Source organism: Maribacter sp. (assembly GCA_020629415.1).
Taxonomy (GTDB): Bacteria; Bacteroidota; Bacteroidia; order Flavobacteriales; family Flavobacteriaceae; genus Maribacter; species Maribacter huludaoensis.
Genome location: JAHDDL010000015.1, coordinates 70,864 through 86,305, shown reverse-complemented (window position 1 = coordinate 86,305; position 15,442 = coordinate 70,864). Strand labels below are relative to the sequence as shown.

The following is a 15,442-nucleotide window of genomic DNA, read 5'->3' as shown; positions in this document are numbered from 1 at the left end:
CTTATAATCCAGAGAATATCTTGCTAAAAAATTAGACACCTTCCCAAAAGAGTAAATAGCCGCATCTTTATTCTCAAAATATTTATACTCTTCTTGCAAGTAGGCTAGTTTTATTTTAGATATCGCTTTTGGTCCATAACTCCCCCACTCTAACTGAGTTCTATACTGGTTATCTTTATACTTACTTCTACCTAAAACCACCAAGTTTCCCGACAAATTTCTATCACTAATAAAAGTTTGATGGTATAACTTCAGTATCTGATTTTCAGAAAGAACATAACCTATATTCCAATTTAAATTTAGATTATTAAACTCGCCATTCTTATTCTCCTCATCGGTGTTTAAATACTTATAGTTATTATCAGATGCATTATAATTAACCCCTAAACTGTAGGACATTAATCGGCTGCCATAACTCTGATTAAAATTTATTTTTTTTGTTTTATAACTTCCATAACCGATAGAAACTTGATTATCAAAGTGCTCTTTAAATAATAAATCGCTATTTAAATGAATACTACCGCCTATAGCTCCTGAGCCATACTGCACGCTTCCACCGCCACTACGAATACTTATAGAATTGTAGTTAAAAGGGTTTATGGTATTAAAATCTACTTGCCCGTTTAACTGTGAATTTATATTTATACCATTCCATATAACTGCGGTATGAGACGCATTGGTTCCTCTAAAGGCAGGGGAAGAAACCATACCAAATCCGTTCTCTTTAAAATAAATGTTAGAATTAAATGCTAGTAAAGAGGTAAGAAATCCGTTAGTCCGTTGTATAATACTATCTTGTAATACAGTTACTTTATACCCCTCAGCATACTGCTTAACTCTACTATCGGACACCACAACTTCATCCAACTTTAAAATGGAATCTCGTTGTGCATACCCAACTGTAGCACAAAATACTAGTACTATTGAAATTAATTTTTTCATCACTACAACGACTTTTTACCCGAAAGTCCATCGAATCTATATTTAGAATATGGCAGGTCTCCTGACTTACGTACTACTATTCACCTTCCCATTAAACTAATAACAGTGGCATTGAAGAAATAGCAGCCATCTTTAAAACAAAGACTAAGCTTACAGTTGCGGGAACAGCTCTAGATTTTCACTAGATTCCCTTTTAATTTCATTACAAAAAGTAATGAAAACCAAAATTCAAGGCGAAAGTAAACATTTAGTTTAATCTTTCTTAGTAAACTTTTATAATACTACTTTTGAAAAATAGACGAACTACGAATATGTTAGAACGCTTTTTTTTTATTAGTTGCTTTATTTTGTTCTGCGGATGCAAACAGGAGAAAAAAGAAGCATTTCCCAGTCAAACCACGGTTAATAGGACATCTATACAATATGCGAATGGTTTTGAAATTCAAAATCAGAGCAACGGTATTACAATTATCAAAGTCTTACAACCTTGGGCAAATGCAGAAACTACATATACATATGCCTTGGTACCAAAAGCAATCCAAGCTACAATTACTTTAAACAAAAATGAATATGACGCTATAATTTTAACGCCTGTTGAACATATTGTGGTGACCTCAACTACCCATATTCCAGCATTGGAAGAATTGGGAGTTTTAAACCAACTTATTGGCTTTCCAGATACCAAGTACATTTCTTCTACGGCAACAAGAAAATTAATAGATGCCGGAAAAATTAAAGAATTAGGTGTCAATGAAAGTCTAAATACCGAAGCTGTCCTGGCATTACAACCAGACTTAATTTTTGGCTTTGCCATAAACGGTGGCAATAGCACTTATGAAACCATACAACGCGCTAATATACCCGTAGTTTATAATGGTGATTGGGTTGAAGAAACACCCTTGGGAAAAGCGGAATGGATTAAATTCTTTGCTCCTTTTTTTAACAAAACCCAAGAAGCAGATGCTATCTTTAATGATATTGAAACATCCTATCTTGAAGCTAAAAAACTAGCTGCCGGAGCAAAAAACAAACCTACCGTTCTTAGTGGTGCCATGTACAATGATGTTTGGTATTTGCCGGGAGGCAAAAGCTGGGCTGCAAATTTTCTAAAAGATGCCAATGCACAGTATTTATGGAATTCTACCGATGAAAACGGAAGTCTTTCCTTAAGTTGGGAAAGTGTGCTAGATGTTGGGCAACATGCCGAGTATTGGATAGGTCCTGCCCAATTTTCCACATATAAAGAAATGGAAGCTTCTAGTCAGCACTATACACAATTTGATGCTTTTAAGAAAAAAAAAGTATTTACCACGGGCAGTACCAAGGGCGAAACCGGTGGTACCCTATATTACGAATTAGGGCCACAAAGACCAGATCTTGTGTTAAAAGATTTAATCCATATTTTACACCCTGGGTTATTACCTAACTATGTACCTTACTTTTTTAAACCATTGCTTTAATTGCCAAAACAATCTACATATAGCTTATACTTCATAGCCTTACTGGTAGTTTTGCTTATATGCTTTGTTATCAACATTTGCTTGGGCTCCGTAAATATTTCATTTTTTAAAACCTTTAAAGCATTATTTGGAACAGCTACAGAGGATGCCTCTTACTATATCATTTGGGAATATAGATTACCAAAAGCAATGACAACTATAATGGTCGGTGGCGGACTGTCGCTTAGCGGACTACTAATGCAAACGCTATTCAGAAACCCTTTAGCAGGACCGTATGTACTTGGTATTAGTTCTGGCGCCAGTTTAGGCGCTGCGCTCTTAATTATGGGTACTTCATTATTTTCGGGTGCATTCGCTTTTTCTACTTTCAATGATATCACATTAGCTATAGCATCAAGTCTTGGTTCTTTTTTGGTGCTATCACTAGTTCTTATAGTTGCAGCGAAGGTAAAAGACACCATGGCCCTATTGATTATAGGGCTCATGTTTGGCAGTATTACCGCTGCTATTGTTAGTGTACTTTCTTATTTCTCTAAAGCTGAAAAGCTGCAACAGTACATTTTTTGGTCTTTTGGTAGCTTAGGTAACCTATCTTGGGTACAATTACTCATAGTTGCGCTATGTACTATAACAGGAATTTTTCTAAGCATCATATCCATTAAACCATTAAATGCTTTTTTACTCGGCGAAAATTACGCTAAGAGTTTAGGTATAGGTCTACAAAAATCTCGTTATATTATCATAATAGCCACAGGATTACTTGCCGGATCCATTACGGCCTTTGCCGGTCCTATAGCATTTGTGGGTTTGGCCGTGCCGCACATTAGCAAACAACTGTTTCATACCACAGATCATAAAGTTCAAATACCCGCTGTACTTTGCTGTGGCGCTATTTTAATGTTGATATGTGATACTATTGCGCAATTGCCCGGATCAGTTAGTGTTTTACCTATAAATGCGATTACTAGTATTTTTGGAGCTCCGGTAGTAATTTGGCTACTGGTTCGTAAAAGAAAAATGATATTCTAATTTTAAACTGACAACATCACTAAAAGCACATCACATAGCACCCTTTCCATCAACAAGCTATCCGTTGGGTATGACGACAAAGTTGTTGTCTCCAATATTTCTTTTAAATTAAAGAAGGGAGAACTTGCGGCTATTGTTGGTATCAACGGAATAGGAAAATCTACATTGCTACGCACCTTGGGTAATTTTCAACCTAAAATTTCCGGTACTATAGCAGTTGAAGGAAAAAAACTTTCAACTTATAACGAACTACAAATAGCATCTAAAATCAGTGTGGTGTTAACTGAGCCTATCGCTTCTAAAAACCTTTCAGTTTATGAATTGTTGGCTTTAGGTAGACAACCCTATACCAATTGGTTAGGCAAATTGACCAAGAAAGATATATCTTTTATTAACAATAGCATTTCACTTTTAGAGTTGGAACCGTTTTTAGATAAAAAGTGTTTTCAACTGAGTGATGGTCAATTACAACGTGTACTTATTGCAAGGGCCTTAATTCAAGATACGAATATTATATTATTGGATGAACCAACCACTCACTTGGATCTCTACCACAAGGTTCAAATATTAAAGCTACTTAAAACAATTGCCCATAAAACCCAAAAAGTCATCTTATTTACAAGTCACGAAATTGAGCTTGCTATCCAGTTATGTGATAAAATGTTGATTTTAGACGGAAAAGAGAACGCATTTAATGAACCATGTGCATTAATTGAAAATAAAAAATTTGATTCTCTCTTCCCTACAGACACAATTTCCTTTGACCCTAATACCGGCTCTTTTAAAATCAAGAAATAGGTTTTTCAACATATATAAGAAATTAAAGTTGGTATGTTAATTAAAAACAGACCAGCTCTTTTAAACTTTATTGAGCAATCAAGTATCTTTACCAGATTACTTTAGCATAAGAATGAACGAAATCTATATTTACTTAATCATTGCTGTCCTATGTATTGCCATCGGATATTTTTTGGGTAACTATATTCAGCTTCTTAAAACAAAATCCCGTCAAAGCACTTTAGAGGAGAGAGAACAACAAATGCTCAATAATCTTTCTGTTTTTCAGGATAGATTAAAGCATAGTGAGATACAAAAGGAACAGTTACAGTCAGAAAAAGAACGGCTAGGCAATCAAATTGTGCGTTATCAATCTGATATAGAAAATTTACAGAGTAAGAATAGAGAGCAGAAAGAGGAAGTTGAAAAGCTTCAAGAAAAATTTACAAAGGAATTTGAAAATCTTGCCAATAAAATATTGGAAGAAAAGAGCTTAAAATTTACGGAACGTAATGAGAAGAACATCAAAAATATTCTTACTCCCTTAAATGAAAAAATACTCCTGTTTGAAAAGAAGGTAGAGGAAAGTCAGAAAGAAAACATCAGCATACATTCCGCATTAAAAGAACAGTTGCTCAATTTACAGACCCAAAACATCAAAATTACGCAAGAAGCCGAAAACTTGACCAAAGCCTTGAAAGGCGATAGCAAAATGCAAGGTAATTGGGGAGAATTGGTATTGGAACGCGTATTAGAAAAATCAGGTTTAGAGAAAGACCGCGAATATAATGTGCAACAAAGTTTTACTCGTGAAGATGGTAGCCGCGTGTTACCAGATGTCATCATCAACCTACCGGACGGCAAGAAAATGGTGGTAGATTCTAAAGTATCCTTAACAGATTATGAGCGTTATGTAAATGCTGAAGATGAACTTAGAGAAAAGTTTCTAAAAGACCACATTAACTCATTAAGAAGACACGTTGATCAATTATCCGCTAAGAAATATGAGGATTTATATGAAATGGAGAGTCCAGATTTTGTACTAATGTTCGTCCCCATTGAACCTGCATTCGCCATTGCCATTAATCAAGATAGTTCTTTATACAATAAAGCTTTTGAACAAAATATTATTATTGTCACTCCTTCAACACTTCTTGCTACCTTGCGTACCATAGATAGCATGTGGAACAATGAGAAGCAGCAACGAAATGCTATTGAAATTGCACGGCAAGCTGGTGCACTTTATGATAAATTTGAAGGCTTCGTAAGTGACTTAATGAAGGTAGGCAAGAAAATGGATGATGCAAAAGATGAATACCGTGGTGCCATGAACAAATTGGTCAATGGTAGAGGTAATATCATCACTAGCATTGAAAAGCTTAAAAAAATGGGTGCGAAAGCTAAAAAATCCATTCCAGAACCGCTTATTAATAGAGCGCTTGAAGATGATGATCTTGAAGAAGAACCTAAATTAAAATTGTAATTATAACCATTAACTATATTAAAATTAAATACATGAAAAAGATAGTATCATTACTTTTATTAAGCGTAGTCATTATTGGTGCGCTGTATTATGCCTTTATATATTTTGTTACTTTTAGTGAAGGCGTAAGGTCTGGAGAATTGATTAAAATTAGCCGTAAAGGGGTGATAGCAAAAACTTGGGAAGGTGAAATTAGCCAAGGTATTTCAGGTGCTCAAATATTCTCTTTTTCAGTATTGGACAAAGACAAAGATGTTATTGAAAAATTACAGGAATATCAAGGCCAATACGTAAAAGTAAGTTATGTAGAACGTTATGCGACCTTCTTTTGGCTAGGCGATACCAAATATTTTGTTACCGAGGTACATGCCGAAAAATCTCCGCATTTTAGAAATTAAAAAAGAGACCAGAAGACTATGAAAAAATTTAAAAGCGTTAAAGAGTCAAGGGTTTCTATTACAGAGTTGATGCTACCTTCCCACTCTAATTTTGGAGGAAAAGTACATGGTGGATACATATTGAACCTAATGGATCAGATTGCCTTTGCCTGTGCCTCAAAACACTCTCAACAGTATTGCGTAACCGCATCCGTAAACCGTGTAAACTTTTTAAACCCTATAGAAGTTGGCGAATTGGTGACCTTAAAGGCCAGTATAAACTATACCGGCAGAACATCTATGGTAGTAGGTGTGCGTGTAGAATCAGAGAACATTACCTCAGGTACCAAAAAGCATTGTAACTCGTCTTACTTTACCATGGTAGCCAAGGGAACAGATGGTAAAAATGTTCCCGTACCAGGTTTAATAATTTACGATGATCAAGGTATTAGAAGATTTGCCCGTAGCAAATACAGAAAATTAGAAGCTCAAGAAAGAGACACTAAATTTGAATCTAAATCTTTTAATTCCAAAGAATATATTCAGGAATTGAAATCTGAAAATATTAAGATCGATATGAAGTAAGAAGCTTTGCCGCGGCGGCATCTAAAAACCAGACCAGGTCTTTTGTTTTAGGTGCTACGTGACTTGCAGGGTACTCTAAATATCCCTCTTCCCTATCAACAATTATCTTTACTTTTTCAGCTTTACTCTCGCCAGTAACCAAAAAGGCGACCGTTTTGGCATTATTGATGATTCTACCTGTAAGAGACACGCGGCGTTGACCCGATTCCGGGTGAATAGCCACCTCGCAATTATCCGGTGAAACCCATAGATTAATTTCATGAGGAAAAATAGAAGCAGTATGACCATCATCTCCCATACCAAGAATAACCAAATCGAATTGTGGCAGACCTAATTCTTTTGGCAACTCTTTCTCCAATAACTCCCCGTAACGTTTCGCTTCGTCCTTTGAGTCGTTTTCTCCTTTAATTCTATGAATATTAGCTTCTGGTATATCTACTTTAGAAATAAGATGTTCTACCGTCATTTTATAATTACTCTCACTATCGGTAGGCGCTACACATCTTTCATCTCCCCAGTATAAATGTATATTCTTCCAATCTACATTATCGGCAAATTGTTCTGCAAGAACATCGAATACTATTTTAGGTGTACTACCACCAGACAGGGCTATATGAAAAGCTTTCTGTGTACCTGATTTTTCGATCAAATACTTAGAAAATTCTTCGGCAACCTTTACTTTATTTTGATATACTTTCAATTCCATTTTTAATACACGCTTTAATTAATCTTATAACCAATTAGCAAATTACGCAGTAGCCCGATTCATCTGCTAAATTCTCGCTAGGATTTCTCCATTCGCCAACACCTTCAATTAACTCATTGGCATTTTCAGGACCCCAAACTCCGGCCGCATAACCGTACATTTTTACATCCTTTCCATCTTTCCAGTAATCTAAAATTGGATCCACAAAAGCCCAGGCCGCCTCAACTTCATCAGCTCTTGCATATAAAGTAGCATCTCCTTGCATCGCATCTAACAAGAGACGCTCATAAGCTTCCATAACATGTGTTTCGGTTAAACTGGAATAATAGAAATCCATATTCGCACGTTCTACCTCAAACCCTTGCCCCGGTACTTTAACACCGAACTTTATTAGAATACCTTCATCTGGTTGTATACGTATTACCAACTTGTTGTCCTTGTTACTAATACCGGATTCCTTAAAAATTTGATGATGCGGAGTTTTAAAATGTATAACTACCTCTGTTACCTTTGTAGGCATACGTTTGGCTGTTCTTACGTAAAAGGGAACATCTGCCCAACGCCAGTTATCCACAAAGAATTTCACCGCCGCAAAGGTTTCTGTAGTTGAGTTTTTATCAACCCCTTCTTCTTCTCTGTAGCCCTTTACTTCTTGTCCGTCTATTTTAGAGGACACGTATTGTGCCCTGATCGTATTTTCAAAAAGCGTTTTCTCGTCGTTCATAATCCTGAGCGACTTTAATGCCTTCAGCTTCTCATTACGAATTTCTTCTGCATCGGCACTCAACGGTGGCTCCATTACGATCAACGCTACTATCTGCAATAAATGACTCTGAAACATATCTCTTAATGCCCCAGATTTATCGTAATATCCTCCTCTTTTTTCTACACCTACACTTTCGGCATTCGTAATTTCTACATGGTGAATATAATTTCTGTTCCAAAGTGGCTCAAAAATGCTATTGGCAAAACGTGTTACCAATAAATTCTGAACAGTTTCCTTACCAAGGTAATGGTCAATTCTAAATATCTGGCCTTCTTTAAAATAGGTATGCAAACCGTCATTTAATTCCTTTGCCGATTCTAAACTGTACCCAAAAGGTTTTTCTACTATAATTCTTCTCCAACCCTTTATTTCATCATTTAGACCTTGGTCAGATAAATTCTTTGCTATTGGTTCATATAAGCTTGGTGGCGTAGACAAATAGAACATATGATTGCCTTCCGTACCATATTTCTGATCAAGATCAGAAATGCGCTTTTCCAAACGCTCATATGATATATCATAATCAGAACCCAAATCTTCGTAAAAGAGCTTATCTGCAAATTTTTGAATATAATCTGCATCAAATTCCTCACGCTCCTGTTCTAAATAAGGGCTTTCTAAAACTACCTTGTTCCTAAATTTTAAATCGCCAAGATCACTTCTACTTACACCCAGTACCACAAAATTATCAGGTAAGTCATTTCCCTTATATAAATTAAATATTGCAGGTATAAGTTTTCTTGCCGTTAAATCTCCAGATGCCCCAAAGATTATGAGCATTTGATTTTCTGTCTTTTTCATTTTAGGTAGATATTCTTTATTCTTCAAATATCTTAAAAAGTAAGCCATTATTGGGCGTTATTAAGATACAATTTGGATTTAAAGTCAATATTTTAAATTATTTTTGATTCACATTATGTTACTGACAATAAATAATTAAAAATTGTAACATTTTGATGTATTCTAATTATAAAACATTCAATTTATGTACGATTTTGGTTTAGTAGGTCTTGGAGTAATGGGACAAAATTTTATCCTTAATGTGGCCGACAACGGATTCTCTGCCTACGGATATGATTTAGATGATGAAAAAGTAGAGACTTTAAAGACTTTAGGAGGAGATTTAGATAAGGTAAGTGCATCTAGCAACATAAAAACGTTTGTAAAGAACCTTAAGCAACCACGTAAAATAATGCTTTTGGTGCCTGCTGGTAAAATTGTAGACGCCGTTATAGAATCTCTGTTACCGCATATTGACAAGGGAGATATAATAATAGACGGCGGTAACTCTTTCTTTACCGATACGGACAGAAGAGAATCTTACTTACAAGAGAGAGGTATCAACTTTTTTGGAGCAGGGGTTTCCGGTGGTGCAAAAGGTGCCCGTAAAGGACCTAGTATTATGCCAGGTGGTTCAAAATCTGCCTATGAACATATTAAACCAATTTTTGAAGCCGTATCCGCCAAATATAACGGCGAACCATGTGTAGCATACCTAGGTCCAAAATCTGCCGGTAACTACGTGAAAATGGTTCATAACGGTATTGAATATGGACTAATGCAGTTAACGTCTGAAATATATGATGTGCTCAAAAAAGGAGGCGATTACAATAATGATGAATTGCACGGTACTTTTGCGAAATGGAACTCAGGAAGATTACAATCTTTCTTAGTTGAAATTACTTCTGAAATTTTTGAACAAAAAGATGATTTAACGGAAGGCAGATTGGTAGATCAAATATTGGATAAGGCCAAACAAAAAGGTACTGGTAAATGGACGAGCCAAAATGCCATGGATCTTGGTATTCCCGTTCCTTCAATAGATGTTGCCGTAAGTATGCGCGAACTTTCTGCATTGAAGGACGAAAGAATTAAAGCCGATGCCTTATATGACAGACCAACCGTAGCACACATGGATAAAGAAAAGCTAGAATCCTTAACGGAAAAGGCTTTATACTTTTCATTTATTATCACTTATTCCCAAGGTCTACATCAATTAGCGGATGCCTCTAGAGAATATGGTTATAACTTGGATATTTCTGAAATTGCTAAAATTTGGAGAGCAGGCTGCATCATTCGTGCCGGATTGTTAGCCGATATCACTGAGGCTTTTAAAGCCGAACCAACATTGCCAAACTTATTGCTATCTCCAAATTTTGTGGATAAAGTAAAAGAAACCATAGGTGCCGCAAGGGAACTGGTAGCATTTGGTGCACAAAACGGAATTCCGTTGCCTGGTCTATCAAATTCGCTTACTTATTTTGACGCCTATACCTCTAGTAAATTACCTTTGAACCTTATACAGGCACAACGAGATTACTTTGGCTCTCATACCTATGAGCGTTTAGACCGTGAAGGTATTTTTCATACAGAATGGGAAGATTAAATTTTAAAATTTGAGAAAATTACACATATCTTTTAGTAGCATTTGCCTTTTGGTTGTTTCTGCAATTACAATTATATCCTGCAAGCAACCTTCAAAAGAAGAAGTTCCTGTAGAAATACTGGATAACCATACTTTGAACAGAGCTGCAAATGCTACTATAAATGATTCTCTTGTTAGGCAAGTATATGTGCCTATATACTCAGATATCTATAATCAAACAAGAGACTCAAGAACACTTCTTACTGCTACCCTAAGCATAAGAAATACCAGTTTAAAGGACAGTTTGTTCGTAAGCAAGATCGATTACTACAATACAGAGGGAGATTTGGTAAGAAGTTATATAGACTCCCCTATTTACCTTACCCCAATGGAATCTATTGATTATGTTATAGAACAACAAGATACCTCTGGTGGTAGTGGGGCTAATTTTTTAATAGATTGGTACGCTAAAAAACGACTAAATCCATTATTTCAAGCAGTGATGGTAGGAGGCCTTGGCGCTCAAGCTTTTTCTTTTACTACTGACGGCATTGAGGTTATAGAAGAATAACCCAAGCAAATGAACGCAATTAAAGTCCGTTTATCACACTAAAGTACATGTATTCTATTTACGTTATTGAACTATCTAAAAAGGTATATACCGAAAACAGAAAATTTCGGGAGGCAAATCCTCAATTTAACGGTGTACTAGAATGTTTATATGTAGGCATGACAAGCAAAACCCCTAAAGAGCGGTTTAACCAACATAAAAATGGTTCTTTAAGTAAAAAAGGACATAACCTTTCCTCTAAAATTGTTCAGAAATACGGCTTGTATCTACGCGGAAGTCTTTTTAATCATATAGATCCAATTAAAACAAGAGCCCAGGCTTTAAAAATGGAAGAGCAATTAGCACTTGAACTTAGACGCAAAAAATACGCGGTTTGGTTTAACTAGTGACAATCAATTACTTTGGCAAGGGTGTTACGGCATCTAAAAATTCATCTTCCATACCGTAATATTTTAGCGCAAAGCCAAATGCTATAACAGATAGTATAACGCCAATAAGAAACACCGTATACGTTAACCGTAACAATCTATATTTTTCCTGTAATACTTTCCCTAGATAATATAAATCCATACTCAAAGAATCATAAATAGACTCTTTGCTTTTTATAATATCCCTTAATTTAGATTTAAAGTCACTCAAAGTCATGGTGTGAAAATTTCCGAAAAACAAAAAATTGGTATCCTTCTTCTTAATTTCATTTTCAACAACATCCGTATTACTCACTTTTGGCCGTGTAGCCAAAACAGACATAATCATAGATGCAATACTGAATAGAACAAAAATTACTGTTGGATAAATTAAATACGAATTTGATGGTGAATCCAGTTTCGGTATCAGATTTGCCAATAACAAGGAAATGATAATAGCATTTACAGATAATAAAATATTAGCCTTGGTATCCGCTATATCACTCAATTTTATATGATTCCTAAGTTCTATTCGATATAAAGATTGAATGGCACGTTGCGGACTATCATCTTTTAATTTTGCTTTTAGTTTTTCTTTCTTTTCGGTTTTTTCAGCTTTTTGTAGCCTAGAGATTAGCGATAAGATATTTTTTTCTTTCTGCTCCTGCCAATTTTCTTTTGCATAATCCGTATAATATCGATGTTCAATTCGAAGTTTTTCCAAATAGTTTAATCGCCATGTATCTAGGTCAAGACTGTTTTTATTAAAATTCTCCAGTTCCAATCTTAATAATTGTAGCATCTCCTCAAAATCCTCCGATGCATAAAACCATGTACGAACATCCTTGAGTACTGCTTCTGCATGGTTGGTAGGCTTTTCATCGCTCCAAGCATTTTCTACCAATTTAACAATATTGGCAATGCGCTGCCCTGAACAATCATTATCATTTAAAAACTTTGTAGCCAATTGTAGACTCTCCTGTACATGATTCTGGTAATCTATGGCAAAACCGGCATGGAGAAACCATGTAGCCAACAACACATCATCTACTACTACATTCTCTCGTGAATCAAATTCCAAAACGTTTTTGGCCTTTTCTACGGTTTTATTGGCATAACCCTGACTATGAAATAGAAAATTTTTGTTCATCTGTTCAGATAACAAGTTTCTAATATACTTCTCAGCTTTCGCTACGGTAGATTCTTTCATAACATCAAGTTTGTCGTTTATAATTATTTCATGTAAAAATTAGTTGCCAACGCAATTAAAACAAGCCATTTCTTCTTTGGTCAACTGTATATCTTCAGACCCTTTTAAGGCTGTATCCAATTTTTCACTTTTCACCAATTCTTTATGAAATAGCGCTGCATACTCTAGAAGATCGTTGCGCCTACTTTTTATTTTGGCAATAAGTTCTTTTCCATCCAATTCATAAATATCATTTGGCCATACGGAGAAAGATGATTCTATTGCCCCATCAGTTAGCATTTCTTGTAAATCCCTAGCCTCTTCTTCAAATACCGATGCAGGTACGTCTTGCATAAAATAAACATCAAACGGTGAGATTAGTCCGGGAAGAAAATCAATTTCCTTTTCAAAAGATTGCACCTCTGGAAGAAATGCATCGTTAGAAATTATACTGGGCAAAATACCTTCTAGATTAAAAAAAGCATTATCCCGATCACATGGTAACGGTATTGCATTTATTGAATTACCTGCGTTTTCAATAGCCCAACCCCATTGTTTGGCATGACGATCCCAATCACCTATCAGCAAATCAAATAAACGTGCTCTGACCAATGAATTTATGACTACGTGAACCTTATCGGGATTTTTCATTTTCAACTTTTGTAGATTATCCGTATCCAATAAACTATCTACATTTTGTAATCCCAACCAGTTTGCATTTCCCTTTGTTTCGTATTCCAAAAGAAAAAGTCGATTACCATATTTCTCGTTATAATTTAATAGCTGTTTTTGCTTTGGCAAGAATACCAGTTGTGGTCTGGTATTTAAAATCTTCGCTTTTTTAGAAAGTTTTGCTACGACCAATGCAGCATATGGATGTTGGGCAGAGATACCGTCAACCACAATATTTTCTAACCCTAATGTCTTGGCAACTTTTGGAATTAAAGGAGAAGGGTCTTTAGAAACACTACGCAATGTCATTAAGGTACCATCATCTATCCGTAGTTTTAAAGAATGTGTTTGCTGGCCGCCGCCCTCTTCCACTATTTTTGCATTACCATTAATATCCTTCAAGTAAAGAATTGGCACTTTTACAGGAGTAGACCATGCTTTTCTATACTGTTCTCCCTGCATCACATTTTTTAAACCATTTCCTTCATATAGCGTGCTTGCAGCAACCAATATAGAATCATACTTGCTAAAGTCAATTTCTTCAACATCTGCAATCCCAACAATCTTACAAGTTTCAAAAGATTTATCCGTACTGGATAATGACCAATAGGTCAATCCCAAGAACACCAAAAATAAAACCAAGATCAAGAATGCTATTTTTTTCAATTTGCAGAATTTAATTTTCTCAGAAACAAGAGTACAGCTTAATGGCCTTAATGAATCCTCTGATAAATTTATTTTTTAACCTTAAACAGTAGACCATTTATTCTGAACATTATAGGGTACATCATTTTTTTGAATATTAAAAAATTAATGAATTCTCATTATAATTTGATTAAATTTAATAGTTAAGCAAATTGAATAACTTAAAAGTGTGTTTTTATGAATGGATTGATAATGGATTACCCACTAACCACCACTACCATATTAAATTATGCAAAAAGTGCCTTTCCCGATAAAAAACTAATCTCTTACCTACCTGATGGAAGTAGACATGAATATACATACGACCAACTCTACAAAAGATGTTGTCAATTGGCAAATGCATTAAAAAACAAACTTGGCATCCGTAAAGGGGATATGGTGGGCACTTTTGCCTGGAACCATTACCAACATGTGGAACTATATTATGGAATTCCAGGTATTGGCGCAGTCTGCCATACTATAAATATTAGGCTGTCATCTCAACAGACAGAATTTATAATCAATCATTCTGAAGACAAGGTCATTTTTGTAGACGCCACCCTAGTTCCCTTATTAGAAAAAATTGCACCAAAATTAGAAACGGTAGAAAAGTTCATTATAATAAATGCCCCTAAAGGTTTTACAACGAGTTTACAAAATATTATACATTACGAAGATTTAATAGGCGAGCAATTAGAAACGATAGACTGGCCAGAACTCAACGAGAACGATGCAAGCGGCATGTGCTATACGAGCGGAACTACAGGCATGCCCAAAGGGGTATTATACTCACACAGATCTACCTATTTACATGCAATGACCATACTATCGCCCAATGCGGGTAATTACAGTAACAGGGATGTCATATTATTGATTGTACCACAATTTCATGTTATGGCCTGGGGCTTTCCTTACATGTGCCTTTTAACAGGATCAGACATGGTAATGCCTTCTTTACATTTAGGACCGGAAGCGATTATAAGAATTCTTAAAAATGAAAATATTAACAAGGCCAACGGTGTACCTTCTATATGGAGAGGCGTTTATGAGGAAATGAAAAAAAACCCACCAAAGTACAAATTAGCTTTAGAAGAATATTTAGTAGGCGGTTCTGCCCTATCGGCTAGTCTTATCGAAAATTTTGAAAAAGATTTTGGTATTAAAGGTGTTCAAGCTTGGGGCATGACAGAAACGTCTCCACTTGGTACCGCAAGTAGACTTCAGAAAAAACATGAAAATCTTAACGAGAAAGAGCAAATTAAAATACGCGCCAAGCAGGGAATCGAGTTTCCCGGCATAGAAATGCGAATTGTTGGCGATGACGGAAAAGTTGCTCCACGTGATGGCAAGACTATGGGAGAATTACAAGTAAAGGGCGCATGGGTAATAAAGTCTTATTTTAAGACCAATAGCCGAGACAGCTTTACCA

General features: G+C 35.6%; 16 protein-coding genes and 1 riboswitch. Of the genes, 10 read left to right on the top strand and 6 right to left on the bottom strand.

Features of this window, described 5'->3' with window-relative positions:
* On the bottom strand, positions 1 to 942 hold a 942-nt coding region (locus QZ657_RS08250; protein WP_291966174.1), incomplete at its 3' end, for a TonB-dependent receptor.
* Positions 943 to 975: 33 nt separating this feature from the next.
* Positions 976 to 1,183: riboswitch (cobalamin riboswitch) on the bottom strand.
* Between the two features lie 46 nt (positions 1,184 to 1,229).
* On the opposite strand from QZ657_RS08250, the gene QZ657_RS08245 reads away from it, so the two are divergent.
* Together QZ657_RS08245 and QZ657_RS08240 are read left to right on the top strand one after the other, a co-directional pair.
* Positions 1,230 to 2,402, top strand: coding sequence for an ABC transporter substrate-binding protein (locus QZ657_RS08245; protein ID WP_291966173.1), 1,173 nt, complete (start codon positions 1,230 to 1,232; stop codon positions 2,400 to 2,402).
* Positions 2,403 to 3,431: a FecCD family ABC transporter permease gene (locus QZ657_RS08240; RefSeq protein WP_291966171.1), complete on the top strand. Its 1,029-nt coding sequence runs from the start codon at positions 2,403 to 2,405 to the stop codon at positions 3,429 to 3,431. It begins immediately after the preceding gene.
* Between the two features lie 2 nt (positions 3,432 to 3,433).
* On the opposite strand, the gene QZ657_RS08235 is transcribed toward QZ657_RS08240, so the two are convergent.
* A complete protein-coding gene (locus QZ657_RS08235; RefSeq protein WP_291962708.1) occupies positions 3,434 to 3,607 on the bottom strand; it encodes a hypothetical protein in 174 nt (57 codons plus the stop codon).
* Here QZ657_RS08235 and QZ657_RS08230 point away from each other — a divergent pair.
* From QZ657_RS08230 to QZ657_RS08215, 4 genes are all read left to right on the top strand, one after another.
* The gene (locus tag QZ657_RS08230) at positions 3,528 to 4,229 is read left to right on the top strand and encodes an ABC transporter ATP-binding protein (protein WP_291966179.1); all 702 of its coding nucleotides are present in this window, start codon (positions 3,528 to 3,530) and stop codon (positions 4,227 to 4,229) included. The two genes, QZ657_RS08235 and QZ657_RS08230, sit on opposite strands and share 80 nt — an antisense overlap.
* 112 nt (positions 4,230 to 4,341) lie before the next feature.
* A complete protein-coding gene (rmuC, locus tag QZ657_RS08225) occupies positions 4,342 to 5,691 on the top strand; it encodes a DNA recombination protein RmuC (protein ID WP_291966176.1) in 1,350 nt (449 codons plus the stop codon).
* A gap of 32 nt (positions 5,692 to 5,723) precedes the next feature.
* A complete protein-coding gene (locus QZ657_RS08220) occupies positions 5,724 to 6,089 on the top strand; it encodes a 6-phosphogluconate dehydrogenase (RefSeq protein ID WP_276472228.1) in 366 nt (121 codons plus the stop codon).
* 18 nt (positions 6,090 to 6,107) lie between these two features.
* Positions 6,108 to 6,653 carry an acyl-CoA thioesterase gene (locus QZ657_RS08215; protein ID WP_291966169.1) on the top strand — a complete coding sequence of 182 codons (546 nt, stop codon included), beginning with the start codon at positions 6,108 to 6,110 and terminating at the stop codon, positions 6,651 to 6,653.
* On the opposite strand, the gene pgl is transcribed toward QZ657_RS08215, so the two are convergent.
* On the bottom strand, positions 6,634 to 7,359 hold the full coding sequence (gene pgl, locus QZ657_RS08210; protein ID WP_291962711.1) for a 6-phosphogluconolactonase: 726 nt from the start codon (positions 7,357 to 7,359) through the stop codon (positions 6,634 to 6,636). The genes QZ657_RS08215 and pgl overlap by 20 nt on opposite strands.
* A gap of 34 nt (positions 7,360 to 7,393) precedes the next feature.
* Positions 7,394 to 8,926 carry a glucose-6-phosphate dehydrogenase gene (gene zwf / locus QZ657_RS08205; RefSeq protein WP_291966167.1) on the bottom strand — a complete coding sequence of 511 codons (1,533 nt, stop codon included), beginning with the start codon at positions 8,924 to 8,926 and terminating at the stop codon, positions 7,394 to 7,396.
* A 184-nt stretch (positions 8,927 to 9,110) separates the two neighbouring features.
* On the opposite strand from zwf, the gene gndA reads away from it, so the two are divergent.
* The 3 genes from gndA to QZ657_RS08190 are packed head-to-tail and all read left to right on the top strand — an operon-like array spanning position 9,111 to position 11,447.
* Complete coding sequence (gndA, locus tag QZ657_RS08200) at positions 9,111 to 10,511, top strand: NADP-dependent phosphogluconate dehydrogenase (RefSeq protein ID WP_291966165.1); 1,401 nt, start codon at positions 9,111 to 9,113, stop codon at positions 10,509 to 10,511.
* Between the two features lie 10 nt (positions 10,512 to 10,521).
* Positions 10,522 to 11,061, top strand: a complete 540-nt coding sequence (locus tag QZ657_RS08195; protein ID WP_276472223.1) for a DUF3124 domain-containing protein — start codon at positions 10,522 to 10,524, stop codon at positions 11,059 to 11,061.
* Between the two features lie 47 nt (positions 11,062 to 11,108).
* Positions 11,109 to 11,447 (top strand): GIY-YIG nuclease family protein, encoded by a 339-nt coding sequence (locus tag QZ657_RS08190; protein WP_291961985.1) that lies wholly within the window; start codon positions 11,109 to 11,111, stop codon positions 11,445 to 11,447.
* 10 nt (positions 11,448 to 11,457) lie between these two features.
* Here QZ657_RS08190 and QZ657_RS08185 read toward each other — a convergent pair whose 3' ends face one another.
* Both QZ657_RS08185 and QZ657_RS08180 read right to left on the bottom strand, forming a co-directional pair.
* A complete protein-coding gene (locus QZ657_RS08185) occupies positions 11,458 to 12,678 on the bottom strand; it encodes a Pycsar system effector family protein (protein WP_291966164.1) in 1,221 nt (406 codons plus the stop codon).
* Between the two features lie 39 nt (positions 12,679 to 12,717).
* On the bottom strand, positions 12,718 to 13,995 hold the full coding sequence (locus tag QZ657_RS08180; RefSeq protein ID WP_291966162.1) for a hypothetical protein: 1,278 nt from the start codon (positions 13,993 to 13,995) through the stop codon (positions 12,718 to 12,720).
* Between the two features lie 216 nt (positions 13,996 to 14,211).
* Between QZ657_RS08180 and QZ657_RS08175 the strand changes: the two genes are divergently transcribed.
* Positions 14,212 to 15,442, top strand: a 1,231-nt coding sequence (locus tag QZ657_RS08175; RefSeq protein ID WP_291966160.1) for an AMP-binding protein, incomplete at its 3' end; no start/stop codon positions are given.